The sequence below is a fragment of the Allobosea sp. LjRoot90 genome (assembly GCF_964254315.1).
Lineage (GTDB): Bacteria > Pseudomonadota > Alphaproteobacteria > Rhizobiales > Beijerinckiaceae > Allobosea.
In genome coordinates this window covers 237,248-263,535 of record NZ_CAXUTF020000001.1, presented here as the reverse complement: position 1 = coordinate 263,535, position 26,288 = coordinate 237,248, and the positions used below count along the sequence as shown (strand labels likewise).

The window sequence follows — 26,288 nt, the reverse complement described above, 5'->3', positions numbered from 1 at the left end:
ATGGCTGGCGACCTGCGCATCGGTGTTGCCTGTAAGCGGATGGTCCGCTTCCGCTTCGACGGCGAGACATTGACAGCTTGCGAGGGCGAGATGCTCGCCTCCGCATTGTATGCGCAGGGGCGACGCACATTACGCACAAGCCGCGACGATGGCGGCCCGCGCGGAGCGTTCTGCTTCATGGGCGTCTGCCAGGAATGCGTCGTCTCGATCGGCGGCAGGCTGACGGAAGCCTGCCGCACGCCAGTGCATGATGGGCTCGTGGTGGAGTCGGTGCGGTGAGCGGCGCCTATGACCTCATCGTGCTTGGTGCAGGCCCCGCCGGCGCGGCGGCGGCGATCAAGGCCCGCAGCCTCGGCCTCTCCGTCACCGTGATCGACGAGGCACTGTCGGCCGGCGGCCAGGTCTATCGCGCGCCCTCCCCGGCGCTGACGGCGACGCAGCCCGATGCTGACCGGCGCAAGGGCGAGGAGTTGCGGGCGAAGCTCGCCGCCAGCGGCGCCGTCCTCTATGCGAACCATCGGGTCTGGTCGCTGACGGCGGGCTTCTCCGTCATCGCGATCGGCCCCGACGGTCCGCTGACGCTCAAAGGGCCCAATCTCATCGTCGCCGCCGGCGCGGTCGAGCGGCATATCCCCATTAGCGGCTGGACCTTGCCCGGCGTGATCGGGCTGGCGGGTGCGACCATCCTGCTCAAGGCCCATGGCGTGCTGCCCGGGCGCCGGGTCGTCGTCGCCGGCTCCGGCCCCCTCCTGCTGCTCGTCGCCAACAAGATCGTCGCGGCCGGCGGCGAGGTCGCCGCTATAGTAGATGCCGCGCCGCGGTCAGCCTGGCTGGCGCGGCTCGGCAGCATGCTGGCGCGGCCCGACCTGATGGCCAGGGGAGCGGGCTGGCTGCTCGCGCTGCTGAAGGCGCGGGTTCCGATCTACTCCGGCTCGGCCATCCGCGCGATCCAAGGCACGGAGGGCGTCGAATCCGTCACGATCGGCCCCGTCGACCGCGATTGGCGGCCGGCTGGCGATTCCGTGCGGACGATCGCGGCGGACGCCGTCTGCCTCGGCTTCGGCCTGTTGCCGTCGACCGAGGTCACGCGGCTGATGGGCGCCGAACATCACTATGAGCCGGAGCTGGGTGGCTGGGTCCCGGTGGTGGACGCCTCGCTCCAGTCCTCGGTGCCCGGGCTATTCGTTGCTGGTGACGGCGCCGGCGTGCGCGGCGCCGATGCCGCCCCGCTCTCCGGCGAGCTTGCGGCGCTCGGCGTCGCCCGCCGGCTCGGGCGCGGCGGCGATCTCGCAAGCCAGGTCGCGATGATCGATAGCGCTTGGCGCAAATCGGCACGCTTCGGCGTGGCGATGTCGGCGCTCGCCATGCCGCCGCCCGGCGCTGCCGCGATAATCGAGGCCGGGGCGACCGTCTGCCGCTGCGAGGGGCTGACGCGCGCAACCCTCTACGCCGCAATCGCGGCCGGCGCCAGGACACTCGCCGATCTCAAGGCGACGACGCGCTGTGGCATGGGTCCTTGCGGCGGGCGCGTCTGCGGCGAAGCGGCGGCGATGGTGATCGCCGCTGCGACCGGTTGGGATCGCGTGGCAATCGGCCAGCCGAGCGCCCGCCCGCCGCTGCGACCAGTCCCGCTCGCCGCTATCACCGGCGCGTTCGACTATGACGAATTGCCCATCCCCGCCCCGGCCCCGCTATGAGCGCGCGCTACGATCTGGCCGTCATCGGCGGCGGCATTCTGGGCAGCGCCGCCGCTTGCCGCGCCGCGAAAGGCGGGATGCGCACGATCGTCGTCGAGCAGCAGACGCTCGGCAGCGGCGCCTCGGGCGTCAATGCCGGCACGCTGTCGCTGCAGATCAAGCGCGTCATGCTGATGCCCTACGCAATCAAGGGCCATGAGCTCTGGGAGCGGGCCGGCGAGCGCATCGGTTTCCACAAGTCCGGCGGCATCACGCTCGCCTTCAACCAGCGCGAGGCCGATCTCCTGCACGAGCGCATGGCGCTGAAGCGCGAGGCCGGCGCGCCGATCGAGATGATCTCACCGACGCGCGTCGCCGAGCTCGAACCCAATCTGTCGCGCAAGGTCGTCGCGGCGAGCTGGTGCGCCGAGGACGGCTACGCCAATTCGAGCCTGACCGGCGCCTATTATCGCGACCTGCTGGAAACGGCCGGCGTCGCCATCCGCGAGCGCACACCGGTCACGGCGATCGACAGGAACGGCGGCGCGTTCCATCTAGCCACGCCTGAAGGAACGATCTGCGCGACCCGTCTCCTGCTCGCCTGCGGCGCCTGGCTCAGGAGCGCCGGCGCGATGATCGACCTCGACCTGCCTGTCCGCGCCCGCGTCAACACCGTCTCGGTCACCGAGCGCGGCCCGGCTCTGGTCGGCACCGTGATCGGCCACGCCACCGGCCTGCTCACCCTGAAGCAGAAACCGAACGGCAGCGTCCTGATCGGCGGCGGCTGGCAGGGCACCGGCTCGCCGGATGAGGGCCGCAGCTCGGTCGATCCCGCGACGCTGCTCCCGAACCTTCAGCTCGCCATGTTCGCCGTGCCTGGCCTCGATCGCTTCCGGGTGGTGCGGTCCTGGACAGGCTTCGAAGCCAATGTGCCGGACTTCTATCCGCTCGCCGGCGCGGCGCCTGGCGTCGACGGCGCCTTTCTGCTCGGCTGCGTGCGCGGCGGCTACACCATCGGCCCCTATATCGGCGCGCTGATGGGCGATCTCATCCTCGGCCGCGAACCGGAGCTCCCGCTCTTCGACCCCGGCCGGTTTTCCAACCCAACTGCGCCGGCAGCCTGATCCAACAGCGAGAGACCCCATGTCCACGGATTTGTATCGTCTGGACGGACGCACCGCGATCGTCACCGGTGGCGGCACCGGCATCGGGAAGGCTATCGCCGAGGCTTTCGCGCGGGCCGGCGCGCATGTCGTCGTCTCGGGCCGTACGATGGAGACCATCGAGCCGGTCGCCCGGGCGATTGGCGGCACCGCCGTCGTCTGCGACGTCACCAGGCTCGACGGCGTCGAGGCGATGTTCGCGCGGGCCCTGGCGATTAGTGGCAAGATCGACGTACTCGTTAACAATGCCGGGCAGAGCGGGCCGATCGGCAACATCGCCGACGTCGATCTCGACGCTTGGCGGACCTGCGTCGAGATTAACCTGTTCGGCACCGTCAACTGCCTGCGAGTCGGCGCCCGTCTCATGAGTGCCCAGGGCTCCGGCTCGATCGTCAACATGTCGTCGTTGATGGGGCTGAAGGGCTACCCGATGCGCAGCGCCTATTGCGCCACCAAGTTCGCGGTCATTGGCCTGACCGAGACGGTCGCGCGCGAGGTCGGTCCGTCGGGCGTCCGCGTGAACGCGCTTTGCCCGGGTGCGATTTCGGGTGAGCTGATGGACCGCGTCGTGGCGCGCCGCGCGGCTGCCGAAGGTCGGGAGCCTGCCGACATCATCAAAGAGAACTATACGGATGTGGCGGCGCTTCGCCGTTGGGTGACCCCGGAAGAGGTCGCCGCAGCGGCTCTTTTCCTGGCTTCCGATGCCTCCTCCTCACTCACCGGCGAGCGCATCAAGACGGATGCCGGCCGTTTCTGAAGGCAGCGCACAAGACCGCTCCGATGCTGCATTTGCATAAAACAAAGTTTTGTGTATAAACAAAACAGGGAGCCGTTATGCAGCACACGACATTCGCCGAGACCGTATCCGACGTCCCGCGGAGGTCGCTTCTCGAGCTCAAGGGCATCGAGAAGTCCTATGCGCGGACCTCGGCGAAGCCCATTCAGGTGCTGAAGGGCATCGATCTGTCGCTCTATCAAGGCGAGGTTCTCGTCCTCATCGGGCCGAGCGGCTCGGGCAAGAGCACGCTGCTGCGCTGCATGAACCTGCTCTCGCCCTTCGACGGCGGCGAGATGGTCTTCGAGGGCGAAAGCTGGCGCCCGGATGGAAAAGGGGAATGGCCCGACGGCAGCGATGCGCGTGCGCGGCTGCAGAAGCTGCGCTGGCGCATCGGCATGGTGTTCCAGCAGTTCAACCTGTTCCCGCACAAGACTGCGGTCGAGAACGTCATGCTGGCGCTCAAGCGGATACGAAAGATGTCGTCCTCCGAAGCGCGTGCCGTCGCTGTCACCGAACTCGACCGTGTCGGGCTCAAAGAGAAGGCAGACGCCTATCCGAGCCAGCTCTCGGGCGGCCAGAAGCAGCGCGTCGCGATAGCCCGAGCACTGGCGATGAAGCCGGAGGTGATGCTCTTCGACGAGCCGACCTCGGCGCTCGATCCCGAGCTGCGCGGCGGCGTTCTCGACCAGATGAAGCGACTGGCCGGCGAGGGCATGACCATGGTCGTCGTCACGCATGAGATGGCCTTCGCGCGCGAGGTCGGCAACCGCGTCGTCTTCATGGCGGATGGTGTCATCGTCGAGGAAGGCCCTGCGCGGGAAATCATCGGCGATCCCAAGCACGAGCGCACGAAATCCTTCCTCAAATCCGTCCTCGCCGCATGAGTGCTCCAATGACTGATCGTTTCACCGGCAAGGTCGTCATCGCCACGGGCACAGCGTCCGGGCTCGGGGCCGAAGCTGCCAGGCAATTCGCCCAGGAAGGCGCCAGCCTCGTCCTCGTCGACCTGAACGCGGGGTCCCTGGAGCGCGTTGCGGCAAGCTTGCGTCAGGAGGGAGCCGCCGTCGAGACGGTGGCCGGCGATGTCTCCGATAGCGCGGTCGCCAAAGCCGCCGTCGAGCAGGCGCTTTCGCGTTTCGGGCGCATCGATATTCTCGTCAACAACGCCGCCATCGATCCCTGGAACGCCAAGGCCCTGCCCGACACGAGCGAGGAGGTCTTCGACCAGGTTATCGCGGTCAATCTGAAGTCGGCCTATTTGTTTTGCCGCGCGGTCGTGCCGGTCATGCTGGCGCAAGGCGGCGGTGCGATCGTCAACACGGCCTCGATCGCCGGCATCACCGCCTCCTCGCAGGAAGCGATCTACGGCATCTCGAAGGCGGCGCTGATCCACCTGACCAAGTCGATCGCGCGGGACTATGCGACGTCAGGCATCCGCTCGAACTGCATCTGCCCGGGTATCCTTGAAGCCGTCATGACCGACCGGCGCCAGGATATGACCGGCGAGATGCTGGAGCAGCGTTCCAAGAAGGCCGGCGGCGTGATCCCGATGGGCCGCGAGGGCCGCTACGACGAAGTCGCCCGTTCGATCCTGTTCCTCGCGAGCGAACGCGACGCCAGTTACGTCACCGGTGCCGCGCTCGTGGTCGACGGCGGCTACACGATCGTCTGACGGCAGCTGAATACAGCCAAGCAACCCAACCAAGCAAAAACGAAAGGGGATACCGATGACCGACCTCAACGCCACTGCCGCCGCCAGCCGCCGCTCGCTCCTGCTTGCCGGAGGCCTTGTTGGCGCCGGCGCCGCCCTAGCCGCAAACCTCGCGCGGCCAACCGCCGCGCAGGCGCAAGCGCCAGCCAACGAAGCGCTGATCGACAAGTGGATCAGGACCAAGAAGATCACCTTGGGCTACGAGTTTGGCACGCCGCCGATGCAGTATCGCGATCCGACCACCAATGAGCCGGCCGGCTACACGATCGAGCTCACCAAGTTGCTCGCCGCCGATCTCGGCGAAGGCATCACGATCGACTATGTCGAGGTTCCGTTCGGACAGCTCTTCTCGCTGCTGGAATCGGGGCGCTGCGACATGATCGAGCCGGTGACGAACCTGCCGGCACGCGCGTTGCGCGGCGATTTCACACCCATCCCGGCGTTCTATGCGCCGGTCTATGTCGGCCTGAAGCCGAATTCGACCGTGCAGAAGCCCGAGGATTTGAACGCCGAAAACATCCGCTTCGCTACGCTCCAGGGCACCTCGCAGCTCGCCGTCGCGCGCCGCACCTTCCCGAAGGCGCAGTTCGCCTCCTTCCCCTCGGCGACCGACGCCATCAACGAAGTTGCGTCCGGACGCGCCGATGCGACCGTGCAATCCTCGTCGAGCATCGTGCGGGCGCTGGATGCCGGCGCGCGCATCAAGCTGCTGCCGACCGGCGCGCTCTATCTTGAAAGCGTCAGCTTCTTCATGCGCCAGGGCGATCCCCGGACCCTGAACTGGATGAGCAACTGGATCGGCTACCACGCCTCGATCGGCACCCTGGCGACGCTCTATGAGCGCTTCGTCGGGACTGCCAGCCGCGAGAAGTACAAGCTCCAGACGGTCGCCGTCGGCCCCGCTGGCCAGCCGATCCGCTCGAACTGACCGACCTGTCCGGAGCGGTCGTTCCCGACCGCTCCGGCATGTCCTGCCACGGAAGCCGGCCATCCCGATGCTCCCAGAAGCCACGCCCGATCTCGTCGTCGTTGGATCCGGCGCAGCCGGCCTGATGGCCGCGCTGTCGGCGGCTGTCGCGGGCGCGAAAGTTCTCGTCCTGGAGCGTTCGCCCCTCATCGGCGGCACCAGTGCGATCTCGGGGGGCCAGATCTGGTCGCCACTCAACGCGCTGATGGAGCGGGCCGGCGCAGCCGACGATCGCGACGAGGCGCTGGACTACCTGTCACGCGTGACACTCGGCACCGTCGGGGAAGAACGGCTGTCGCGCTACCTCGATGCATCGCCCGCCCTGCTGGAATGCCTGGAAGCTTGGACGGAGTTGCGCTTCTTCCAGATCGAGCGTCCCGACTACCATCCGGACTTCATCGGCGCACGCGACGGCCGCGCGTTCGAGCCGCTGCCCTACGACACTACCCGGCTCGGCGGATGGCGCAGCCGGATCCGCACCTCGCCGCTGCGAGGGCCGGCGACCTCGCGCGAACTGCGTGCCGGATTGGACCCCGATCTTCTCGCCGAGCGTCGAGTCAGGGATGTGCGCACGCAGGGCGCCGGCCTGGTCGCCGGCCTGGTTCAGGCCTGCCTCGACCGGGGCGTCGCCTTCGAGAGCGACATCCGCATCACCGATCTCATGCTGGAAGGCGGCGCCGTGCGCGGCTGCCGCACGAGCGAGGGCTCCACCATCCGCAGCCACTCGGGCGTCATGCTCGCAAGCGGCGGCTTCGAATGGAACGATGCCCTCAAGGACGCCTTTCTGGCGCCGGCCGACCGCGCGCCGACCTCGCCGCCCTGGAACGAAGGTGATGGCCTGCTGATGGGTCTGCGCCTGGGCGCAGGCGTCGCGCATATGACGGAAGCGTGGTGGACGGCCGCTGTGCAGGTGCCCGGCGAGCAGTGGGACGGCCGCCCCATGACCCGCAACATCGTCCGCGAGCTTGCCTTGCCTGGATCGATCCTCGTCAACGACGCCGGACAGCGCTTCGTCAACGAGGCGAGCTCCTATCACGACCTCGGCAAAGCCTTTCAGCATTTCGATCCGGGCGGCTATCGTCATCCCAACCTGACGGCCTGGCTCGTCTTCGACGCGCGCTTCAAGCGCCGCTACCAGATCGTCAACGTCGCGGCGGCAGCGCCTGCGCCAGACTGGTTCCAGCAAGCCGATACGTTGGCCGAACTCGCGGCGAACGTGGGCATCGCGCCCGGCGGACTTGAGTCGACCATCCGGCGCTTCAACGCGGCCGCACGCGACGGGCAGGATCCCGACTTCAGGCGCGGCGCCGACCGGCATGGCCTCACCTATGGCGACCCGGAGCATGGGCCCAACCCTTGCCTCGCGCCGCTGACCGAGCCGCCGTTCTTCGCCATCCCCATCCTCCACGGCAACAACGGGACCAAGGGCGGCCTGACGACGGACGATCAGGGGCGGGTGGTTCGGTTCGACGGGAGCGTCATCGCCGGGCTCTACGCTTGCGGCAACGTTGCAGCCAGTCCGATGGGGCCCGGCTACCCCGGAACGGGTGGTTCGCTGGGGCCGGCCATGACCGAGGCCGTGGTCGCCGGCAGGGCCGCCGCTACCGCAGCCGGCATGAAGGCGCACGCATGAACCGAGCCATTCAACTCGACTGGAATTTCGTGCTCGATCGCTGGCCCTTGCTGGCGAAGGGGGTCGTTCTCGATCTCTACATGGCCATCGTCGGCACGATCGCCGCCTGCCTGCTCGGTCTGCTGATCCAGAGCGCACGTGGCAGCTCGTGGACACTCCTGTCGCGCACGGCCTACGGCTTCACGCAGATCACGCGCGGCATCCCCTTCTACGTTCTGCTGCTCTGGCTCTATTTCGGCGTCGCGAGCTATTTTGATCTGGCGCTGAGCGCAGTGACCTGCACCATCATCGCGCTCGCGATCACCGATTCCGGCAAGGCAGCTGAAATCTTCCGCGGCGGCTTCCTCAGTATCGACGCAGGCCAGCTCGAAGCCTCCGACGCGATTGGGCTCAGCCATCGTCATCGTTATTTCGACGTCCTGCTACCTCAGGTGATCCGGGTCGTCATTCCTCCGCTCGGCAACGTCTTCGTCGGCCAGATCAAGGGCGCGACCTTCGCCGCAGCGATTGCGGTGCCCGAGATGGTCTTCCAGGCGCAGGAGATGAGCGTCACCTTCTACCGGCCTTTCGAGGCGTTCGCCGCGGTCGCCATCATCTTGATCACCGTCGTCCTTGCGTTTTCGCTCGTCTTCCTCGCCGCCGAACGCGCCCTGAGGTTGCCATGACTGAGTTCCTCGCAGAGCTCCAGGCACAGTGGCTGCCCGTCTGGGTCAAGCTTCCCGCGCTGCTGATCGGCTTGCGCTATACGGCAATCGTCGCCGTTACGTCTTTCGTCGCGTCGTTGCTGCTGGGTCTCGTCGTCGCCATGCTGCGGCGTTCGTCGGCGGGCTGGCTGCAGGCCATCGCCTTCCTCTACATCCAGCTCTTCCGCTCGCTGTCGCTCTACGTCTACATCCTGTTCATCTATTTCGGACTAGCCGCGTTCCTGGGGCTCGCGATCACCCCGCTCACGGCAGCGATCATTTCCGTCACCCTGCTGAACAGCGCCTATGTCGCCGAAATCTATCGGTCGGCGCTGGACAGCGTCGATCAAGGGCAGGTCGAAGCCTCGACGGCGCTCGGTCTGTCCCGGCGGCATGCCTTCCTCGACGTCGTGCTGCCGCAGGCGCTGCGGACGGCGCTGCCCGCTCTCGCCAACCAGCTGATCATCGTCGTCAAGGATTCGTCGATCGTCGGCGTGATCGGCGTCGCCGACATCATGTACGAGGCTCAGCGCGCCGCGAGCGTGTCCTATCGGCAGTTCGAGTTCCTGACGGCCGTGGCGGTCATCTACATCGCCATCGTCTTCGCCCTGTCCTGGCTGACGGGCCTCGTGGAGCGCCGGCTGAAGACGCCCTGACAACGGAGCAACGACATGAGTAACGCGTCTCATTCCAGCAACCGTCTGGCGCCACTGGCGGAGGACACGGTCGGTCCTTATTACCCTTATTCCTTCCTCGACGGCGACCGTAGCGATCTCACGCGGCTCCACCACGGCCTCAGCGTTGGCCCGCAGGGCAAGCCGATCATTCTGTGCGGGCGCCTTATCGATTGCGAGGGACAGCCTGTCGACGACGCGCTGCTGGAGTTCTGGCAGGCGAACGCCGCTGGTGTCTTGCGCACGCCGGACATCCAGGACGACACGCTGCTCGACCCCTATTTCGACGGTTTCGGCCGGCTTATCACGACCTTGGAGCCGTTCACGTTCAAGACCGTCAAGCCAGGCGCGATCGCGCCCAGCAGAGGTATGGCCGCACGCTCGCCCCACATCACGCTGACGATCTTTTCCGATGGCATCACGAGACTGGTGACGCAGATCTTCTTCGACGACGAGCCCGAGGCGAACCGCCGCGATCCCTTGCTCGAGAGCCTGGCCCCGGAACTGCGGGAACGCCTCATTGCTCGGCTGGTTTCGGCTCCGAGCGGCGATCTTGCCGTCTACGAGATCACGCTCGTGATGCGCGGCGAAAACGAGACTCCATTCTTTGACGATCTTTCGAGCTGACGGACGGCGGAGCAAGCCCATGATCATGAACCGCGGACGCCTCATGCTGCCGGGACCGACCGACGGGGCGGCGGAACGGCGCGTGCCGATCGAACGGCTGCATCTCATCCCCGAGGCGGCGCGCGCGAGCTTCGTGCCTTGGGTCGCCGATCTGCCCGGCCTCAAGATCGGCGAGAACGACCTGACCCGGATCGCGCCCGGTCGTCCGCAGGCGGAAGGCGAGGTCATCGAGATCTCGGGCCACGTCTTCGACGAATTCGGCCGCCCCGTCCGCAACACGCTGGTCGAGATCTGGAACGCGAACAAATGGGGCCGCTACACGCATGTGAAAGACCCCGTCCGGGAGCGCCTCGATCCAAACTTCCTCGGCTTCGGCCGGACGATGACCGATGATCAGGGCGCCTACCGCTTCCGTACGATCCGGCCTGGCTCCTACCTGGCGCGCCCGGATATCGACCGCTGGCGGCCGTCCCATGTGCATGTCTCCATCCGCGGCGGCTCGGCGCGGCTGATTGCGCAGATGTATTTCGAAGGCGACCCCAACCTCGCCCGCGACCCGATGTTCATCCTGCTGGGCACCGCGCAGCCACGACATTTCGGACAGGCCGCCGGGACGGGCGTCAATGGCGAGGTCCTGTATCGATGGGACATCGTGATCGGTGGGCGCAACACCAGCTACTTCGAGAACTGATCGCGCGGCGAATAGCTGGCATGCCGCTTGCCGCATCAACCGAGCGTGTGCCTCGCTCAGGTGCCCGCCTGGTTCGCCTGTACCGCCTGGAAGTGGACATCCCGGGCTTCTGGAATGGACCAGCAGCAGTCAGAACGTGCATTGGCTCTGAATCGTCCGGAAGGCATTTCTGAGGGGCTGCAGAACGGATCACCAACTGCCGCGCGGCCCGTCGTCGAATTCCTCCCGGCCGCTTCCGATCGGCTCCTGTGATCGTCCGCCGGTACAGGAGAAAGGCCGTGACTATCCCCGCTTACCTCACTCTGGAAGAAGTCGTTGCACGCTACCGCGGCCAGATCAGCGAGGGCACCCTTCGCAACTGGCGATCGATGAGGATCGGCCCGTCGTTCATTAAGATCGGTAAGGCGGTCCTATACCCGGTCGAGGAGCTGGATCGGTGGGATCGGTCGAACTTGGTTCAGTGCAGGCGGACGAGGTCCCTCCCCTTCGAGACGGTCGGCGCCGATCGCGAAGCGGGATGAGCGACATCGTCAGCGGCTGCGATGCGCCGGCCGGCACCTCGCCGCACGCGACCAGCACGCGTCGGCTGATCCCGCTCATGCCGCGCTCCAGTTCGGGCCGGCGCAACCAGCGGCGTTTGCGCAGCGGTTGGATCAGCACGTGCCGAGGGCTCGGCGTTCGAGCCATTGTAGCCGAAATCTTGTTCTGCATCGGCCTGCGTCGTAGTAGTGTTTCTGGCGTTCGGAATCCGTGATGAGGCGTGACCATCACGACATATGAAACATTAACCGGAACATTACGGGATGATCACGGCGCATCACGGAACACATGTACCAGACCCATACCCCAGTTAAACTTGAATCACGCTTAAGCCCCTGTCTTGAAAGCGATTTTCGCTTAGACTATACTGATCCACAAAGATCCCGCTCACTACCCCACGGGCATTCTAGGTCACGTTGGATCACGCCTCGATCCAAGTTTCCTCTGAAATGAGGGGCTTGCGCATGCGCTCCGACCCGTTCGACTACTGTCCGACGGGTGATAAAACGCGAAATGTGCCGCCTAACCTCAACAGGCGGCATTGTGCGAGCGAGGAGGCGCCCTACCCTTCCTCAGAGGTGCGACAGCTCTCCTCTTTCTGTCGCTTTTGGCGGACCACAAATTCCAGCGGCCATCGGCGACTGCATCGCTGAGGCCTCACATTTGTGACAGGCTATGTCTGAAAAAACCGCCGCGAGGCCGTTCGATGCTGTCGGTATTTCAGAGATCAGGATCGGCAAGAGGCGGCAACATGGTCATTCCTGACGTCGTGACGCGTGACGAACAGAACTTGCGCGACGCTGGCCGAGCGGGAAGATCTGATCCGCCTTGGCCGCCCTGTCGAAGGTGGCAACTTGGACTATAGCGCATGTCAAATGCGCGATAGTCCGCACGATCCCTGGGGCCTCAAGGCAAATCTAGACAACTAGCGTGCGCCGCCTGGTTCGGCGAGCGATCATGATTTTCCTTTATGTTTATCATGCCGTCACTCCGTTTTATGAGATCGACAAAGGCGGGCGATGCATTGCAACCGTTGACTGTCGACCTTGAGAGCAGAAGCGAGTTAATTGGGTGTCACATCCGGAGCAAACGGCTCGCCTTCAGCTCATTCCATTAGCGGCTGAACATCTCGTTCCTTACACGACCTTGATCGCTCAACCACTGGTCCATCGCCACCTGTCGCGAGCCCGCGAGATCGCCGCCGATCCCGAGGGCCAGGCGCGCCGCATCATCGGCATGAGCGAGCAGCAATGGTCGAAGCGAGGACTCGGGCCGTATGCCGTCTTCGCAAAAGAGGATGGGCGATTTATTGGGCGCGGGGGCTTGCTCTTCGTCGAGCATTCCGGCGAGGTCGAGGTCAACTATATGTTGGATCCCGGCGCCTGGGGGCGCGGTTACGCTCGGGAGCTCGCGGCGAAATGCCTCGAAATCAGCTTTGGTCGAATGTGCCTCAGCAAGATCATCGCGACGACAAATCCTGACAACGTCTCTTCGCGCCGTGTGCTGGAGAAGCTCGGCTTTGCCCTGACCGGCGAGAAGATGCTGGACGGCGGCAGGGTCGTGCAGCTGCACGAGATCACCCAGGCTGGCTGGCGCAACCGCGCGGCCGCGCCTCAAGCCTGAGGATCGAGGACCGCCGCCTCGAGCAGAAGCGAGCTGTCGGCGAGCGTTGTTAACGTCCCAAGGAGCGCCAGAAGCGCGGCTGCGCGCTCATTGCCGAGAACCGGCTCAACCAATGAGACAAACTTCGCCTCCACCTCTTCGTAAGTCAGCGGCCTGGCCTCGTGGCCGCGCTGATAGGCAACGACTTGCTGCAGGCGCCGGCCGCTACACAGGGTAAGTTCCAGCGTCGTCGGTGTCTGTGCATCCGATTGCAACTGGCCATGCAGTGCTGGATCGGTGACCATGGTGACGCGTTGCGCCAACGCCGATGTGGCCGGTCTGGCCATTGCAACCTCGGTAAAAGCGGAGAGGCCGAGTTCCCCGTCCACGAGCGCAGATGCGGCGCAATATTCGAGGCTGAAGCGCGCCTCCGATACAGAGCTGGGGCGCGGGAAACGCAAATTCTGTGTCTGGATCTCAGCCATGGCGACGCGCAGGCTGAAGATCTCCTCCGGCGTCAACTTTTCAGCCATGCGCAGATCGAGAATACCGTCGATCGCCCGATGCATCGCGGCGCAACTCGGATAGATCTTTCGCATCAATCCGAAGCGCTCGATCATCAGCGGCTCGCCGATTTCGGCGGCCAGCGCCTCGCTACCGCCGGCCGCTCCGTTCATCAGCCCATGCAGGCCCCAGTTGCCAGTGAGCGCCTCCGGCGCCGCATCGAGCCCTGCTGCAGCCAAGAGGGCCGCGGTAATCCCGGCCTTTGCCGCGAGGCCGGCATGAACGGGCTTCAGACCAGTGCCGAACTGGATCTTGCTGCCACCAGCCATGCTGGCGGCGATGGAAAGCGCGTTTCGGGCCTTGCTGGTATCGAGCCTTAGCAATCTGGCGATGGCAGCTGCAGCCGCCGGTGCGCCGAGCGTCAGTGTGGCATGCCAGCCACGGCTATAATGCTCCATGTTGAAGGCGGCGCCGAGGCGACCCATGACCTCGATGCCCACGACATATGCGTCGAGAGCAGCAGCGCCGGGGCTGCGCCGCGATGAAGCCACGCTGAGAATGGCAGGCACCAACACCGCACTCGCATGGCCGAATGCCGGCTCAAGATTGTCGTCGAAATCGAGCGCATGCGCCGCCGTGCCATTTGCGAGCGCAGCCCAGGGCAAAGCGAGCCGACATGCTGCGCCTGCGACCGGCACCTCCCCACTGCCCCACTCGGTCGAAACGGCGACAACGCTGCGAACCGGATCGCTGCTGGCGCCGGCGACCATGCATCCGAGCGTGTCGAGGAAGGAAAGCCGCGCCTGCTCCAGCACCGCGGCTCGCGCATGCTGCGGCGCCTGCGCGATCCATTCGGCCAAGCGGGTGCTGAAGTGGTTTTCGGACGTAGGCATCGCTCGGTTCCGGCTCAATCAGGAGGCCAATGACGCGGTGAAGCCGTCTCGGGTGTTGATCCACACCGCCTTCTGCTGGAGGTAATCGCGGATCATCGCCGAACCGCCCTCGCGGCCAATGCCAGAGCGCTTGAAGCCGCCGAACGGCATGGCGACCGAAGACGTCCGGTAGCAGTTCGCCCAGACGATGCCGCATTGCAGCTTGCGGGCGACGCGGTGGACGCGCGCTCCGTCCCGCGACCAGATGCCTGCCGCCAGGCCAAAATGGCTGTCATTGGCGAGCGCCAGGGCTTCGTCTTCGTCATCGAAGGTAATCACCGCGAGCAATGGCCCGAAGACCTCCTCGCGCGCGATCCGCATGTCGCTGCACACGTCAGCATAGATTGTCGGCGCCACGAAATAACCCTGCTCGCCATCGCCACGCGCGACGCGACTTCCGCCAGTCACGAGGCTGGCGCCATCGGCGGCAGCGATCTCGAAATAGCGCAGCACTCGGTCCAGTTGCGGAGCGGTCGCAATCGGCCCAATCCGCGTTGCCGGGTCGAGCGGATCACCGATTTTGAGCGTGGCGACGAGCGCGACGATCCGCTCGATCAACGCCTGCTGCAACGAATGATGCACAAGCAGACGAGAGCCCGCCACGCAACTCTGCCCGGTCGAGGCGAAGATGCCTTGGATGACACCGTGAGCGGCACTTTCGATGTCAGCGTCGGCAAAGACGAGCTGAGGCGACTTGCCGCCGAGCTCGAGCGTGACCCGTTTGAGATTGCGGCCGGCACACGCTGCAACAGCTGCCCCTGCGGCCTCGCCGCCCGTGAAGGCGATGAGTGCTGTCTCGGGCGCGGAGATCAAGGCTTCGCCGATGTCGGCACCGGGGCCTGTGACGACATTGACGACGCCCGGCGGAAAGCCAGCCTCGCGAACGAGCTCCATCAGCACGGCGATAGAGGTCGAGGTAAATTCCGACGGTTTGACGATGACTGTATTGCCGGTCGCTAAGGCTGGAGCCAGTTTCTGCGCGCAGAGCGGCAGCGGTGAATTCCAAGGCAGGATGAAGACGCAGACGCCGACGGGCTCCCATTCGGCATAGACATGCGCCGTGACATCCTCGACCGGAATCACCGCGCCTTCGAGCTTGTCGGCGAAGCCGGCATAGTAGTGGAAATAGCGGGCGAGCCCCGCCATCTGGCCTCTGGTCTCCGTGATCGTCTTGCCGTTTCCAAGCGTTTCGGCCAACGCCAGCCGCTCGTGGTTCGCGTCGACCAGGTCACCGAGCCTATTCAGCAGGCGGGCACGCTCGGCGCCCGGCGTCAGCCGCCATTTCGCCCAGGCTGAGGCGGCGGCTTCGACGGCTGCGAGCGCGTCCTCACGGGTCGCGCGCGCCACGAGGGCCCAAGGCCGCCCGGTCGCCGGATTGATGGCCTCGAACCACTCGCCGTCGGCCGCAGCGCGCGCTTCACCGGCGATGTCGAGATAAAAGCGCTCCATGACTGCTCCTTCAGGCCGCGCGTCCGGCGATCAACCGTTCGAGGCGAGCCGTCATCCGGTCGATCTCGTCGGTCGTGTTGTAGTAGTGAACCGAGGCCCTCAGCCGGGCCTGATCGTCGAGACGGGCAAAGTCGACCCGCGCCGAGCGCGCCTTCGAGACCGAAACATTGATCCGCTCAGCCCGCAGCCGAAGTTGCAACGCGAATGGATCTTCATCGGCCACGGTGAACGTCACTATGCCCGACTTAACTGCGCCGCGGTCGCGCACGACGACGCCTGGCATGACGGCCAACCGGCTGCGCAAATGCGTCGCCAGCGTCTGGATGCGGGTCTTGATGTTGGACAGGCCCCACGACGCGGCATAACGCGCCGCCGCCGCGAGCCCGAGCCTTGCGGCATGATCGAATTCCCAGAGCTCAAAGCGCTGCGCTCCGGGCTTGGGCTCATAACGCTCGGGGCTCGTCCAATCGGCGCCGTGCAGATCGAGCATCCAGGGCTCGAGCGTGTCGGCAAATGCCTGGCGAATATAGAGGAAGCCGGTGCCGCGCGGTCCGCGCAGGAATTTGCGCCCCGTTGCCGTCAGCATGTCGCAGCCGATCTCGGCGACGTCGACAGGCATCTGGCCAACCGACTGGCAGGCGTCGAGCAGGAATGGAATGCCGGCGGCTCGCGCCAGCCTGCCTATAGCCGCGGCGGGATTGACGAGTCCGTCATGGGTAGGGATGTGATTGACCGAGATCAATCGGACGTCCGGGCCGATCATTCGCTCTAAAGCCGTAAGCGAAAGCGCACCGTCGTCGCCGTCCGGCACAACTTCGATCCTGACCCCATAGCGCCGAACCGCCTGCAAATATGGGATGAAGTTGCTGGCATACTCCGAGGTGGTCGTCAGGATGCAGTCACCCGACTGGAAGCGCAGCGCCCCAAACGCCGCGATCCACGCCCGCGAGGCGCTGTCCATGATCGCGATCTCGCTCGCCTGCGCGCCGATCAAGCTCGCCAAGGTTGGATGAACCGCCGCGAGCGCTGCAGCAGCCTCGGCCGCTGCTTCATAGGGACCGATCTCGCGCTCGCGCGTCAGGTGAGCGGCCACGACCTCGTTCACCGGCTCTGGCATCAGTGATGCGCCGGCATTGTTGAAATGGATCAGGCTGGCTGTCGCCGGCGTGTCGCGACGCGCTCTGGCAATCGCAGCGTCTGTCCAGAAGCCGGAAGCCGGTGGAGCGGCCGGGACCTTGCGCTGCTGTTTCATGCGCGCTTCTCCTGGGAGGCCGCCTGGGCAAACCGGCAAATGTCGAAAGCAGTGATCGGCGTTTTGGTCGCACCGCCCAGAACAAGCTCGGCGAGCACCGCGCCGACGCCAGGTCCAAGTTGGAAACCACTGCCGCAAAATCCGAAGCCATGCACGAGCCCGGGTGTAGTGGCGCTAGGCCCGAGAATGGGCAGCCCGTCGGGCAGGTAGCCCTCGATTCCGCTCCAGGCGCGAATGACCCGTGCCGACTTCAGCGCAGGCGCTACGCTGCGCAGCAGTGCCGCATGGCGCGCCGTATTCTCGGGAAGCGAGTAGTGCCGCACGAGGTCAGGCCTGACCTCCGCGCGAGGGCCGCCGCCAAACACGATATTGCCGCGGCGGACCTGCCGGAAATAGATCGGGCTGTTCACCGTCGACGTACTCGGCAGGATGAAGAACGGCAAAGGCTCGGTGACGCCCATTTGCGGCCCCAAAGCCTGCATCGGCACAGCCTCGCCAAAGCTTGATGCAATTAGATTGCCCCATGCACCGGCGCAGTTGACGAGGCTGCGTGCGACAAGAGCCGCGCCGCCCTCGCCGACGACAGAGAACGCGGCTCCACTATGCGAGACCGACGCGACTGCGAAGTTCTCCCGGACATCGACACCCTGCCGCCGCGCCGCGACACCGAACGCGGCCGCGACGAGGCGCGGATTCGCCACGCCGTCATCCAGCGAATGGCGCGCGCCAACGGCGCCACTCGCGATCCAGGGAAAGAGCTGACGCAAGCTTGCGCCACCGAGCATCTCCACGGCCAGGCCGAACCCATCCCGGGCTTCGCGGACATGACCTTCAAGCACCGCGAGATCCTCGTCTCGAAAGGCGATCTTGAGCGCACCAGTCCGCTCATATTCGCAGTCGGCGCCGAGTAACTCGGTAATCCGGGACCAGATCTCACGCGAGCGTAGCGACAGCGGCATCTGCGAAACCGGGCGGCCGTTCGAGCGGACATTGCCAAAATTGACCCCGCTGGCCTGGGCTCCGCACAGGCCGCGTTCCAACAAGGCGATCTTCATTCGCGGTGCAGCGCGGGCGAGATGCAAAGCGGTCGAGCAGCCCATGATGCCGCCACCGATAATGATCGTGTCGTAGACGCTCACAGGCTTGCCTCGACGTCGTCGACATGAAGCGGCTTGATCGGCGTCTGTGGACGCAGACGGCCGACATCGGCAATGTCGCAGCCGAGCGCGGCACTGAGGATTTCTGCGCAGGCGGATCCGCAATAGCGTCCCTGACAGCGCCCCATACCGATGCGCGACAATGCCTTGGCCCGGCCGAGATCTGGCGCACCTTCAGCGGCAACACGACGTAACTCGCCGGCTGTCAGCGTCTCGCAGCGACACACGACCACGCCGTCGTCGAGACGCGCGGCGATGCCGTGCGGCCACGGAAAGGCGGCACTGAGTGCCGCCCTGAAACGAGCAGCACGGCGCAGCTGGCGGAGGGCGCGTGTGCGCTCGCCATCATCCACCGCGGCACTAAGATCAAGAAGGAGAGCCCAGGCCGCGAGTTTGCCCTCGATCTCGGCAACGTCCGCTCCGCCAATTCCGGCACCGTCTCCGGCCAGGTACACAGTACCCAACGGCGTCCTGCCCTCCTCGTCGCGCTGCGGCAGCCATTGCCGCGTGCGTCGGTCGAAGGCGAAGGGGACGCCGGCGAGATCGGCGAGCTGTGTTTCGCTGCGCAAGCCGTGGCCGAGCGCCACACCGTCGCAGGCGACCTGATGGCGCCTGCCGGCCTTGGTGTAGACGAAACCGGTGACCGCAGGATTCCCCTCGACCGCAAGCGGCTCGACGCCATTGCACACCGGCACGCCGCGGCGGGCGAGCTCCAGGCGATAGCGCAGACCGATGAGCAGCGTGCGTGGATCCGAGGCCAAGCCTCCGACAAGGCGCAGTTGCCTGTGGAGCGGCGTGGTGTCGAAGACACCTACCGGCGTGACGCCCGCCTTGAGATATTGATAGGCCAAGAGGTAAAGCAACGGCCCGGTACCGACGAGCGCAGGTCTCCGTCCCGGGGTGCAGCCCTGGAACTTCAGCGCGATCTGCGCGCCGCCCATCGAGAACACGCCGGGCCGGGTCCAACCTGCCACCGGCATGATCCGGTCGGTTGCCCCGGTCGCAAGGATCAGCCGATCGAAGGCGACCCGATCGACCACGCCCGCCTTGACGGTATGGATCACGCCGGCATGGAGCCCCCAGGCGATGGTGCCGGAGCGATAGTCGATCCTACCGGCGAGTGCGTCGAAGCTGCTATGCAAGGCCTCGGCCTTCGCCGCCTCGGTGCCGTAGAGCGCTTGTGCCGAACGCGTGAAGCCAGGAGGTTGCCGGCGATAGATCTGACCGCCGCTGCGGTCATTCTCATCGAGGATGACCGGCCTATACCCTGCAGCGACGAGGCATTCGGCGGCGCGAACGCCGGCAGGTCCCGCGCCAACAATGACGATAGCTGTCATGTCAGGTCGGGATTTCGCGTCGAGAGCGCCATGCCCTGGCTGACGAAGGTCGCACAGGCCTGGATGCGGTCATTGTCACCAGTCCACATCCAGCAATCCTGACAGGCTCGCATCAGGCAGAAGCCTGAGCGCGGACCATCCCCGAATTCCGATTCACGCAGGCGGATGCCGGCGAGCAGGACGGCAGTCAGCACGGTATCCCCCTCGAGGGCGAGAACCTCCTGTCCGTCGACCCGGAGGGAAAGCGGCATCCGTTCCTTCTCTTGCACCCGCACCAGGAGCTGATCTCGCTCAGCCATCGCCGATCCCTTCTCCCGCCGTCGGGTTTCGAACGACGCCACCATCACTGAGCCATGCTTTATCTTGAAGATAACAATTGCTAATGCCAGCGCAGCTGGAGGACGCCCCACGATGAGCAAACCTAATCCACGCAGCGGTTTCGAATATGATCTGCGCCATCTCGAAATGTTCCTCGACACCGTGCAAACCGGGAGCATGACCGAGACCGCGCTGCGCTTCGGGGTGACCCAGCCGGCCGTGTCGCACATCATCGCGACCCTGGAAAAATCCGTCGGCTCCCCGATTTACGACCGCAGCATACGGCCGATCCAATTGACGCCGGCCGGCAGGGTCTTGCTGACGAGCGCCCAGCGCCTGATCGCCGCAGCCTATGAAATGGCGCGCGACGTGCGCCGCGCAGGTCGCGACAATTACGCCGAGTTGCGGATCGGTGTGGTCGACAGCGTGATAGGGCTGATCGCCGCCGATTTGGTGCAGCATCTGGACCCGCTGGCGCAGTCGCTCTCGATCTGGGCGGGTCTCTCTCCCGATCAGCGCAGCGCCCTGCTCGACCGGCGTGCCGACCTCGTCATCAGTTCCGACGCAATGGAAGAAACCGACGATGTCGAGCGCTACGAGGTGCTGCGCGAGCCCTTTATCGTGGTTTTGCCGCGCTCGCTGACGCATCTGCAAGGCGCTCCGCTGCATGTGCTGGCCGAAGAGGCGCCGCTCATCCGCTATAGCAGCCACTCCCATATCGGCCAGCAGATCGAGCAGCACCTGCGCCGCTTGCGGGTCAAGCTACCCAGGGTCTTCGAACTCGACGTCTCGGACGCCTTGTTTGACTGTGTGCGAGCCGGCGCGGGCTGGAGCATCTCGACGCCCGTTTGCTTTCTCTCGGCCTCCAAGCCGATCGAGGATTTCGTTTTCGCCCCGCTCGACCCGGGACGATTCCGCTCGATCTATCTGGTCTTCCGTCGCGGCGAACTCGGGAACCTGCCCCGGGATGTCGCAACCCTGGCAGCGCGCGCCATCCGCAAGAACGGCCTCGATCGCCTAGCCTCGCTCCATCCCTGGCTCGGCCAAAAGCTGGAGATCACTTCATAAGATTTTTCTCTGTTATTCATAGAGCAGGCTCATGGCATTCCAACGGGATCAGGATTTAACCGTGAGATTGCGATGCGGCACGCCGTCAGGGTCGAGGAGGATTCGCTTGGACCGGTCGAGATTCCGGCCGACCGCCTCTACGGCGCCAATACCTCTCGCGCAGTCGGCAACTTTCCATCCAGCGCCGCACTTGGTGCCTTTCCGGATTTCATTCGGGCGCTCGCCATCGTCAAGAAGGCAGCGGCCGAGGTCAATCATGCGCTTGGTCTGCTGAACGATACGCGGGCTCGAGCCATCATAGCCGCGTGCGACGAGCTCATCGCCGGACAGCATCACGACCAATGCGTGGTCGAATTGCTTGAGGGCTCGGGCGGCACCTCGACGAACATGAACGTCAATGAAGTGGTCGCGAACCGCGCCCTTGAGATCATGGGGCAGCCGCGCGGCTCCTATGCAGCGCTCAACCCGAACGACCACGTCAACCTCAGCCAGTCGACCAACGACGTCTATCCGACCGCCCTGAAGCTCGCACTGCATGCCATGTCAGCTCGGCTGGCCGAGGTTCTGGCGGCGATGCAGCTCACTCTGGCCGACAAGGCATCGAGCTTCGCAAACGTACTCCGGGTTGGCCGTACCTGCATGCAGTCGGCCCAGCCAATGACACTCGGGCAGGCTTTCGGGGGCTATGCCAGCGCGATCGGGCGGGCTCGCGCGGCATTGGAGGCACGCCGGGAGGCTCTTCTCGAAGTGCCGCTGGGCGCGACCGCGATCGGCACCGGGCTGGGCGCCGCCCCGGGCTATCGCGAGCGGATCGCAGATGCCCTCTCTCGCATTTACGGGGCTCGGATTCGCCTCTCCGAAAACTTCTTCGACGGTTTGCAGAATGCCGACGAGATCGGTCGCTTTTCCGCGGAGCTGCGGACTTGCAGCCAGATCGTGGCGCGCATCGGCGCCGACCTCGAGCTGCTTGCGAGTTCGCCGGATAGCGGGCTCGGAGAAATTTCCCTTCCCAGGGTCCAGGCCGGCTCCTCGATCATGCCGGGCAAGGTCAATCCGGTCATGCCTATGCTGGCGCAGCAGGTCGCCTTCGTCGTCCAGGGCCATGACACGACGACCACGCTCGCTGTCTTGCACGGACAGTTCGAGATCAACCATTTTGAACCGGCGATGGCGCGGGCGCTGTTCGAGGCATGCAATCTGATGAGCGCCTCCTATGCGCTCTTCAACGAGCGTTGCCTGAAGGGAGTCGAGGCCCGCGACGAGCGGTCCTATCTCAATCTGCGCAATTCCCCGGCGATCGCCAGTCTGTTCCTCGCCGATATCGGCTATGCGGGCGTGACGCGCATTGTCCAGGAAGCGGAGCGCGAAGGCATAGCCTTCGTCGATGTCGCCATTCGTGAGCAGCTGATGACCGAGTCGGAGGTCAGGCTGCGCCTCACCCAAGCTGCCCGCCCACATGCCCGCCCCTGACCGACGCGGGCGCAAAGCTCAACACAACAAGAAGGAGGGGATCATGACGAATTTCGGATCGAAGCTTTTGAGCGCACTCGCCGCCGCCGGCCTGAGCCTCGTTGCGGCGCAGGCCCAGGCCCAGGGCAAGGTCGTGCTCGGCAGCACCAGCAGCACGACGATGAGCGCTCTGAACGAGCGAATCCTCCCCGCCTTTGAAAAGGCCAGTGGCATCGAGGTCAAGAACGTCGCCGGCGCCTCGGCCCATCATCTGGCACGCCTGCAGGCCCAGCAGGGTAATCAGGAACTCGACGTCGTCATGCTCGACGACGCCATCATGGCACAGGCCGTCTCGCTCGGCTTCTGCGCCGACCTGCCGAAAGCCTTCCTCGATACCTTCGTGCCGGAGGCGGTGATCGGAGGTCAGGCAGTCGGCTTCGGCCTCAATGCCATCGGCCTGGCCTATAATCCGAAGGTCTTCCAGCAGAAGCGTTGGGCGGCGCCGACATCCTGGAATGACCTCGCCCGGCCGGAATTCAAGAACCGCATTGCGGTTGCGACGATCAGCAACGGCTATGGCCTGGCAACGCTGGCCATGCTCGCCAAGGCGAACGGCGGAAGCGAGGATAATATTGAGCCTGGCATCGCGGCGATGAAGAAGGTCGCGCCCAACGTCGTCGCCTTCGTCGATTCGACTTCGAAGATCCCCGAGCTTTTCCAGACCGGCGAGATCGCGCTGACCGTCTGGAACAACAACCGCGTCAAGCTGCTGGCCGATACCGGCTTTCCGATCGAGTTCGTGTTCCCGAAGGAAGGGGCGCTGGCCGGGGTGTCATATCTCTGCATCGTCAAGGGCTCGAAGAACCCCGAGAATGCCCGCAAGCTGATCGAGGTGATGACAGGCGCCGAAGCCCAGAAGCTCTATGCGACGGCGTTCGCCGGCGGGCCGACGCTCAAGGGGCTCACTGTCGACGACCCGTCAGGCCTGATCGTTGATACGGCGCGCCTACGCACGCTCGTCGAGCTCGATGCGAAGAAGGTCCAGGCCAACCGCGAGGAATGGGCGCGGCGCTGGGCGCGTGAAGTCGAGCGCTAGGTCGCCGCGGCTAAACCCTAGGAAAAGGGCGACCATCACCATGGCATTTCTCGAACTTGACGGGCTCGTCAAACATTTCAGCAGTTTCGTCGCCGTAGACGGGTTGAGCCTTTCCGTCGAGCGCGGCGAATTCGTCAGCCTGCTCGGGCCGTCTGGCTGCGGCAAGACGACGACCCTGCACATGATCGCCGGCTTCCAGGAGCCCAGCGCCGGATCGATCTCCGTCGACGGCGTCGACATCGTCGATGTGCCGGTCAACAAGCGCGATATCGGCATCGTCTTCCAGAACTACGCGCTGTTCCCTCACATGACCGTGGCCGACAATGTCGGCTTCGGCCTGGATATGCGCCGGGTGGCGAAAGCCACCCGCGACGCCAGGGTGCGCCGCGCGCTGGAGCAGGTTCACCTCGAAGCGCTCGCCGGACGCTATCCCAAGGAGCTGTCCGGCGGCCAGCAGCAGCGCGTCGCCTTGGCACGTGCACTGGTGATCGAGCCCAAGATCCTCCTGCTCGACGAGCCGCTCTCCAATCTCGACGCGAAGCTGCGCGAGGACATGCAGATCGAGCTCAAGCTGCTGCAACGCGAACTCGGCATCACGACCATTCTCGTGACACACGACCAGAACGAGGCCATGGCGCTCAGCGACCGCATTGCGGTGATGCATGGCGGCCGTATCGTCCAGCTCGATGCGCCCTATCAGGGTTATGAGCATCCCGAAACGCCCTTCGTCGCCGGCTTCCTTGGCAAGGCCAATCTGTTCGACATCGCCGCCGCATCGGAGGCGATCGACTGGTCGCGGATCGCCCAATCAGGCGGGCCCGACGTTTCGGCTACGCTCGGTAAGCGCGGTGCGCTGCTTTGCGTGCGGCCGGAGAAAATGGCCTTCTGCAGCCCGGAGGAGGCCTATCTCTCGGGTGTCGTCGCAACCCGGATTTTCCTCGGCGCGAGCTGGCTCTATCAGATCAAAGTCGCGCAGTTCGGCACCATCCTGGTAGCGGAACAGAATCGCAGCGCCTCGGACAAGGTTGAAGGCAGCGCAGTGCACCTGCGTTGGGAGCCCGAGCATGCCGCGCTGATCCCGGGAGATGGCCAATGAACCTGTCGCGCGCCCAGGCGTGGCCATTGCTGATGTGCTTGCCCGCGATCGCCTTGTTCGCCGTCTTCTTCCTGCTTCCGCTGGCACTGGTGATGATGCTGAGCGCCTATTCCTTCAAGGCCGGCGTCGGCATCGTGCCGGACCTTAGCTGGGCGAACTACGCCGCCGTCATCTTCGACGGCTATTATCAGCAACTTTTCTTCAACACCCTGTTCATCGGCATCACGACGGCGCTGGTGACATTGCTTCTGGGCATGCCCGAGGCCTATGTGCTCTATCGGATGCGCTCGCCCTGGCGCACGATCTTCCTGCTGATCATTCTCGGCCCGCTACTGATCTCGCTGGTGGTGCGGACCCTCGGCTGGCTGATCCTGCTCGGCAATCAGGGCGTGCTCAACTCGGCGCTGATGGCCGCAGGCGTGACCGAGGATCCGATCCGCTTCCTCTATTCGGCGCCGGCCATCGTGATCGGCCTGACGCATGTCCTGCTGCCCTTCATGGTCATTCCGATCTGGACCTCACTGCAGAAGCAGAAGAGTTCGGTGGTGCACGCCGCCTTCTCGCTGGGTGCCTCTCGCCGTCAGGTGTTCTTCCGTATCATCCTGCCGACGGCACTCCCCGGCATCCTCTCCGGCACCATGGTGGTGTTCTCGCTCGCGGCCAGCGCCTTCGCCACGCCGGCCATCCTCGGCGGGCGCCGCTTCAAGGTCGTCTCCACCGCCGTCTACGACGAATTCATGAGCACGCTGAACTGGCCGCTCGGCGCCACGATCGCGCTCTTTCTCCTCATCATCAGCCTTGGTTCCCTGATGCTCTACAACCGCCTGATCGAGCGGCGCATCCAGCGTTGGGCCTGAAGGAGGTCCAGATGCTGCGCAACACCCCCCTCGCCCTTGCCTTTCACGCCGTGCTGGTAACGTTCGTCATGGCGCCCCTCGTCGTGGTCAGCCTCGTCGCGTTCACCGCGGAAAGTTACCTCGCGCTGCCGTGGAGCGGCCTTTCCCTGCGTTGGTTCCGCAGTGTCTTCGCCGATCGCGAATTCCTCGCCTCCGCCTGGATCAGCATCGAGGTCGCAGCCTTCACAGCGACGCTGGGCGTGGCTCTCGCCCTCCCGGCAGTGCTCGCCATTGGGCGCTACCAGTTTGCCGGCCGCGACGCGGTCAACGCCCTGCTGCTGGCACCGATTCCCGTACCTGGAATTGTTCTCGGGGTGACGTTCCTGCGCTTCATGACCCAGATTGGCTGGAACGGAACAGTGGCAGCCATGATCGTCTGCCATTTGATCGTGACGATTCCCTTCGTCGTGCGCATCCTGCTCGCTGCGATCATAGGCCTCGACAAGTCGCTTCCGCAGGCCGCGCAGTCGCTGGGCGCGTCGCGGCTGGCGGTTTTTCGCCGCATCACTCTCCCTATGCTGGCCTCGGGGATCAGCGGTGCCTGGATCATGGCCTTCCTGCTCAGCTTCGACGAGTTGACGGTCGCGATCTTTGTCGCCTCCACTAGCGTCAAGACCTTGCCGGTCTGGCTGTTCGAGAAGATCAGCTGGGGCCTCGACCCATCGGCCTGCGCTGCCTCGGTCCTGATCATTGCCGGGACGTTCCTAGCAATGCTGATATTGGACCGGATCTATGGTCTCGAGCGCCTGCTGGTCGGCAAGTCAGCAGAAAGCTAACAACGGTCGCCGGCGTCTGCCGCGAATGCGGCGGCGACGAATTGGCCTCGCCGCTAATGGTTGGCACCGGATCGACTATCGCCCCGGCCAACTTCACCTTGTCTACCCGCTATATCGAGGTCGAAGGCGGCCCCCAGCGCGCTGCGTGCATGCCCCGGATGCGGTTTTTGCCTCAGGTCTTAACATTCCCTTAGCAGCCCGACTCTAGTCATG

Annotated in this window: 26 protein-coding genes; 20 read left to right on the top strand and 6 right to left on the bottom strand. The window is 65.1% G+C overall.

The window, feature by feature from the left end; translation table 11 throughout:
* The 14 genes from ACSQ3M_RS01235 to ACSQ3M_RS01170 all read left to right on the top strand — a co-directional run bounded on the left by ACSQ3M_RS01235 (position 1) and on the right by ACSQ3M_RS01170 (position 12,766).
* Positions 1–279, top strand: coding sequence for a (2Fe-2S)-binding protein (locus ACSQ3M_RS01235; protein ID WP_436148269.1), 279 nt, complete (start codon positions 1–3; stop codon positions 277–279).
* Entirely contained in the window at positions 276–1,697 is a 1,422-nt protein-coding gene (locus tag ACSQ3M_RS01230) for an NAD(P)/FAD-dependent oxidoreductase (RefSeq protein ID WP_436148268.1), read from the top strand. The genes ACSQ3M_RS01235 and ACSQ3M_RS01230 overlap by 4 nt, the downstream gene beginning before the upstream one ends.
* Positions 1,694–2,800, top strand: coding sequence for an NAD(P)/FAD-dependent oxidoreductase (locus ACSQ3M_RS01225; protein ID WP_436148267.1), 1,107 nt, complete (start codon positions 1,694–1,696; stop codon positions 2,798–2,800). Before ACSQ3M_RS01230 ends, ACSQ3M_RS01225 begins: the two co-directional genes overlap by 4 nt.
* A gap of 19 nt (positions 2,801–2,819) precedes the next feature.
* Positions 2,820–3,596, top strand: a complete 777-nt coding sequence (locus ACSQ3M_RS01220) for an SDR family NAD(P)-dependent oxidoreductase (protein WP_436148266.1) — start codon at positions 2,820–2,822, stop codon at positions 3,594–3,596.
* Between the two features lie 77 nt (positions 3,597–3,673).
* On the top strand, positions 3,674–4,501 hold the full coding sequence (locus ACSQ3M_RS01215; RefSeq protein WP_436148265.1) for an amino acid ABC transporter ATP-binding protein: 828 nt from the start codon (positions 3,674–3,676) through the stop codon (positions 4,499–4,501).
* An 8-nt stretch (positions 4,502–4,509) separates the two neighbouring features.
* The gene (locus ACSQ3M_RS01210; protein ID WP_436148264.1) at positions 4,510–5,289 is read left to right on the top strand and encodes an SDR family NAD(P)-dependent oxidoreductase; all 780 of its coding nucleotides are present in this window, start codon (positions 4,510–4,512) and stop codon (positions 5,287–5,289) included.
* 55 nt (positions 5,290–5,344) lie between these two features.
* A complete protein-coding gene (locus ACSQ3M_RS01205) occupies positions 5,345–6,256 on the top strand; it encodes a substrate-binding periplasmic protein (protein WP_436148263.1) in 912 nt (303 codons plus the stop codon).
* Positions 6,257–6,323: 67 nt separating this feature from the next.
* Complete coding sequence (locus tag ACSQ3M_RS01200; RefSeq protein WP_436148262.1) at positions 6,324–7,928, top strand: FAD-dependent oxidoreductase; 1,605 nt, start codon at positions 6,324–6,326, stop codon at positions 7,926–7,928.
* Positions 7,925–8,593, top strand: a complete 669-nt coding sequence (locus tag ACSQ3M_RS01195) for an amino acid ABC transporter permease (protein WP_436148261.1) — start codon at positions 7,925–7,927, stop codon at positions 8,591–8,593. The genes ACSQ3M_RS01200 and ACSQ3M_RS01195 overlap by 4 nt, the downstream gene beginning before the upstream one ends.
* Positions 8,590–9,267: an amino acid ABC transporter permease gene (locus ACSQ3M_RS01190; RefSeq protein ID WP_436148260.1), complete on the top strand. Its 678-nt coding sequence runs from the start codon at positions 8,590–8,592 to the stop codon at positions 9,265–9,267. Before ACSQ3M_RS01195 ends, ACSQ3M_RS01190 begins: the two co-directional genes overlap by 4 nt.
* 15 nt (positions 9,268–9,282) lie before the next feature.
* Positions 9,283–9,912, top strand: coding sequence for a protocatechuate 3,4-dioxygenase subunit alpha (gene pcaG, locus ACSQ3M_RS01185; RefSeq protein ID WP_436148259.1), 630 nt, complete (start codon positions 9,283–9,285; stop codon positions 9,910–9,912).
* A 19-nt stretch (positions 9,913–9,931) separates the two neighbouring features.
* Positions 9,932–10,603 (top strand): protocatechuate 3,4-dioxygenase subunit beta, encoded by a 672-nt coding sequence (locus tag ACSQ3M_RS01180; RefSeq protein ID WP_436148258.1) that lies wholly within the window; start codon positions 9,932–9,934, stop codon positions 10,601–10,603.
* 278 nt (positions 10,604–10,881) lie between these two features.
* On the top strand, positions 10,882–11,124 hold the full coding sequence (locus tag ACSQ3M_RS01175; RefSeq protein WP_436148257.1) for a helix-turn-helix domain-containing protein: 243 nt from the start codon (positions 10,882–10,884) through the stop codon (positions 11,122–11,124).
* Positions 11,125–12,214: 1,090 nt separating this feature from the next.
* A complete protein-coding gene (locus ACSQ3M_RS01170; RefSeq protein ID WP_436148256.1) occupies positions 12,215–12,766 on the top strand; it encodes a GNAT family N-acetyltransferase in 552 nt (183 codons plus the stop codon).
* On the opposite strand, the gene ACSQ3M_RS01165 is transcribed toward ACSQ3M_RS01170, so the two are convergent.
* The 6 genes from ACSQ3M_RS01165 to ACSQ3M_RS01140 are packed head-to-tail and all read right to left on the bottom strand — an operon-like array spanning position 12,757 to position 19,627.
* Positions 12,757–14,142 carry an MmgE/PrpD family protein gene (locus tag ACSQ3M_RS01165; RefSeq protein WP_436148255.1) on the bottom strand — a complete coding sequence of 462 codons (1,386 nt, stop codon included), beginning with the start codon at positions 14,140–14,142 and terminating at the stop codon, positions 12,757–12,759. The two genes, ACSQ3M_RS01170 and ACSQ3M_RS01165, sit on opposite strands and share 10 nt — an antisense overlap.
* Before the next feature lie 18 nt (positions 14,143–14,160).
* Positions 14,161–15,630: an aldehyde dehydrogenase gene (locus tag ACSQ3M_RS01160; protein WP_436148254.1), complete on the bottom strand. Its 1,470-nt coding sequence runs from the start codon at positions 15,628–15,630 to the stop codon at positions 14,161–14,163.
* A 10-nt stretch (positions 15,631–15,640) separates the two neighbouring features.
* Positions 15,641–16,819, bottom strand: coding sequence for an aminotransferase class V-fold PLP-dependent enzyme (locus ACSQ3M_RS01155; RefSeq protein ID WP_436149269.1), 1,179 nt, complete (start codon positions 16,817–16,819; stop codon positions 15,641–15,643).
* Between the two features lie 59 nt (positions 16,820–16,878).
* A complete protein-coding gene (locus tag ACSQ3M_RS01150; protein ID WP_436148253.1) occupies positions 16,879–18,021 on the bottom strand; it encodes an NAD(P)/FAD-dependent oxidoreductase in 1,143 nt (380 codons plus the stop codon).
* A complete protein-coding gene (locus tag ACSQ3M_RS01145) occupies positions 18,018–19,376 on the bottom strand; it encodes an FAD-dependent oxidoreductase (RefSeq protein WP_436148252.1) in 1,359 nt (452 codons plus the stop codon). Before ACSQ3M_RS01145 ends, ACSQ3M_RS01150 begins: the two co-directional genes overlap by 4 nt.
* Positions 19,373–19,627 carry a (2Fe-2S)-binding protein gene (locus ACSQ3M_RS01140; RefSeq protein WP_436148251.1) on the bottom strand — a complete coding sequence of 85 codons (255 nt, stop codon included), beginning with the start codon at positions 19,625–19,627 and terminating at the stop codon, positions 19,373–19,375. Before ACSQ3M_RS01140 ends, ACSQ3M_RS01145 begins: the two co-directional genes overlap by 4 nt.
* Positions 19,628–19,787: 160 nt before the next feature.
* Here ACSQ3M_RS01140 and ACSQ3M_RS01135 point away from each other — a divergent pair, with 160 nt between their 5' ends.
* The 6 genes from ACSQ3M_RS01135 to ACSQ3M_RS01110 all read left to right on the top strand — a co-directional run bounded on the left by ACSQ3M_RS01135 (position 19,788) and on the right by ACSQ3M_RS01110 (position 26,075).
* Positions 19,788–20,762 (top strand): LysR family transcriptional regulator, encoded by a 975-nt coding sequence (locus ACSQ3M_RS01135; protein WP_436148250.1) that lies wholly within the window; start codon positions 19,788–19,790, stop codon positions 20,760–20,762.
* Between the two features lie 72 nt (positions 20,763–20,834).
* On the top strand, positions 20,835–22,232 hold the full coding sequence (locus ACSQ3M_RS01130) for an aspartate ammonia-lyase (protein WP_436148249.1): 1,398 nt from the start codon (positions 20,835–20,837) through the stop codon (positions 22,230–22,232).
* Between the two features lie 43 nt (positions 22,233–22,275).
* The gene (locus ACSQ3M_RS01125; RefSeq protein ID WP_436148248.1) at positions 22,276–23,307 is read left to right on the top strand and encodes an ABC transporter substrate-binding protein; all 1,032 of its coding nucleotides are present in this window, start codon (positions 22,276–22,278) and stop codon (positions 23,305–23,307) included.
* A 40-nt stretch (positions 23,308–23,347) separates the two neighbouring features.
* Positions 23,348–24,403 carry an ABC transporter ATP-binding protein gene (locus tag ACSQ3M_RS01120; RefSeq protein ID WP_436148247.1) on the top strand — a complete coding sequence of 352 codons (1,056 nt, stop codon included), beginning with the start codon at positions 23,348–23,350 and terminating at the stop codon, positions 24,401–24,403.
* On the top strand, positions 24,400–25,260 hold the full coding sequence (locus ACSQ3M_RS01115) for an ABC transporter permease (RefSeq protein ID WP_436148246.1): 861 nt from the start codon (positions 24,400–24,402) through the stop codon (positions 25,258–25,260). The genes ACSQ3M_RS01120 and ACSQ3M_RS01115 overlap by 4 nt, the downstream gene beginning before the upstream one ends.
* A gap of 11 nt (positions 25,261–25,271) precedes the next feature.
* Complete coding sequence (locus tag ACSQ3M_RS01110) at positions 25,272–26,075, top strand: ABC transporter permease (protein ID WP_436148245.1); 804 nt, start codon at positions 25,272–25,274, stop codon at positions 26,073–26,075.
* Positions 26,076–26,288 lie beyond the last annotated feature (213 nt).

Coding starts and splice junctions, on each gene's coding strand:
- ACSQ3M_RS01235 (WP_436148269.1), top strand. CDS start 1: ATGGCTGGCGACCTGCGCATCGGTGTTGCCTGTAAGCGGATGGTCCGC.
- ACSQ3M_RS01180 (WP_436148258.1), top strand. CDS start 9,932: ATGATCATGAACCGCGGACGCCTCATGCTGCCGGGACCGACCGACGGG.
- ACSQ3M_RS01110 (WP_436148245.1), top strand. CDS start 25,272: ATGCTGCGCAACACCCCCCTCGCCCTTGCCTTTCACGCCGTGCTGGTA.
- ACSQ3M_RS01145 (WP_436148252.1), bottom strand. CDS start 19,376: ATGACAGCTATCGTCATTGTTGGCGCGGGACCTGCCGGCGTTCGCGCC.
- ACSQ3M_RS01225 (WP_436148267.1), top strand. CDS start 1,694: ATGAGCGCGCGCTACGATCTGGCCGTCATCGGCGGCGGCATTCTGGGC.
- ACSQ3M_RS01130 (WP_436148249.1), top strand. CDS start 20,835: ATGCGGCACGCCGTCAGGGTCGAGGAGGATTCGCTTGGACCGGTCGAG.
- ACSQ3M_RS01140 (WP_436148251.1), bottom strand. CDS start 19,627: ATGCCGCTTTCCCTCCGGGTCGACGGACAGGAGGTTCTCGCCCTCGAG.
- ACSQ3M_RS01120 (WP_436148247.1), top strand. CDS start 23,348: ATGGCATTTCTCGAACTTGACGGGCTCGTCAAACATTTCAGCAGTTTC.
- ACSQ3M_RS01115 (WP_436148246.1), top strand. CDS start 24,400: ATGAACCTGTCGCGCGCCCAGGCGTGGCCATTGCTGATGTGCTTGCCC.
- ACSQ3M_RS01165 (WP_436148255.1), bottom strand. CDS start 14,142: ATGCCTACGTCCGAAAACCACTTCAGCACCCGCTTGGCCGAATGGATC.
- ACSQ3M_RS01190 (WP_436148260.1), top strand. CDS start 8,590: ATGACTGAGTTCCTCGCAGAGCTCCAGGCACAGTGGCTGCCCGTCTGG.
- ACSQ3M_RS01160 (WP_436148254.1), bottom strand. CDS start 15,630: ATGGAGCGCTTTTATCTCGACATCGCCGGTGAAGCGCGCGCTGCGGCC.
- ACSQ3M_RS01205 (WP_436148263.1), top strand. CDS start 5,345: ATGACCGACCTCAACGCCACTGCCGCCGCCAGCCGCCGCTCGCTCCTG.
- ACSQ3M_RS01135 (WP_436148250.1), top strand. CDS start 19,788: ATGAGCAAACCTAATCCACGCAGCGGTTTCGAATATGATCTGCGCCAT.
- ACSQ3M_RS01215 (WP_436148265.1), top strand. CDS start 3,674: ATGCAGCACACGACATTCGCCGAGACCGTATCCGACGTCCCGCGGAGG.
- ACSQ3M_RS01195 (WP_436148261.1), top strand. CDS start 7,925: ATGAACCGAGCCATTCAACTCGACTGGAATTTCGTGCTCGATCGCTGG.
- ACSQ3M_RS01125 (WP_436148248.1), top strand. CDS start 22,276: ATGACGAATTTCGGATCGAAGCTTTTGAGCGCACTCGCCGCCGCCGGC.
- pcaG (WP_436148259.1), top strand. CDS start 9,283: ATGAGTAACGCGTCTCATTCCAGCAACCGTCTGGCGCCACTGGCGGAG.
- ACSQ3M_RS01210 (WP_436148264.1), top strand. CDS start 4,510: ATGACTGATCGTTTCACCGGCAAGGTCGTCATCGCCACGGGCACAGCG.
- ACSQ3M_RS01220 (WP_436148266.1), top strand. CDS start 2,820: ATGTCCACGGATTTGTATCGTCTGGACGGACGCACCGCGATCGTCACC.
- ACSQ3M_RS01200 (WP_436148262.1), top strand. CDS start 6,324: ATGCTCCCAGAAGCCACGCCCGATCTCGTCGTCGTTGGATCCGGCGCA.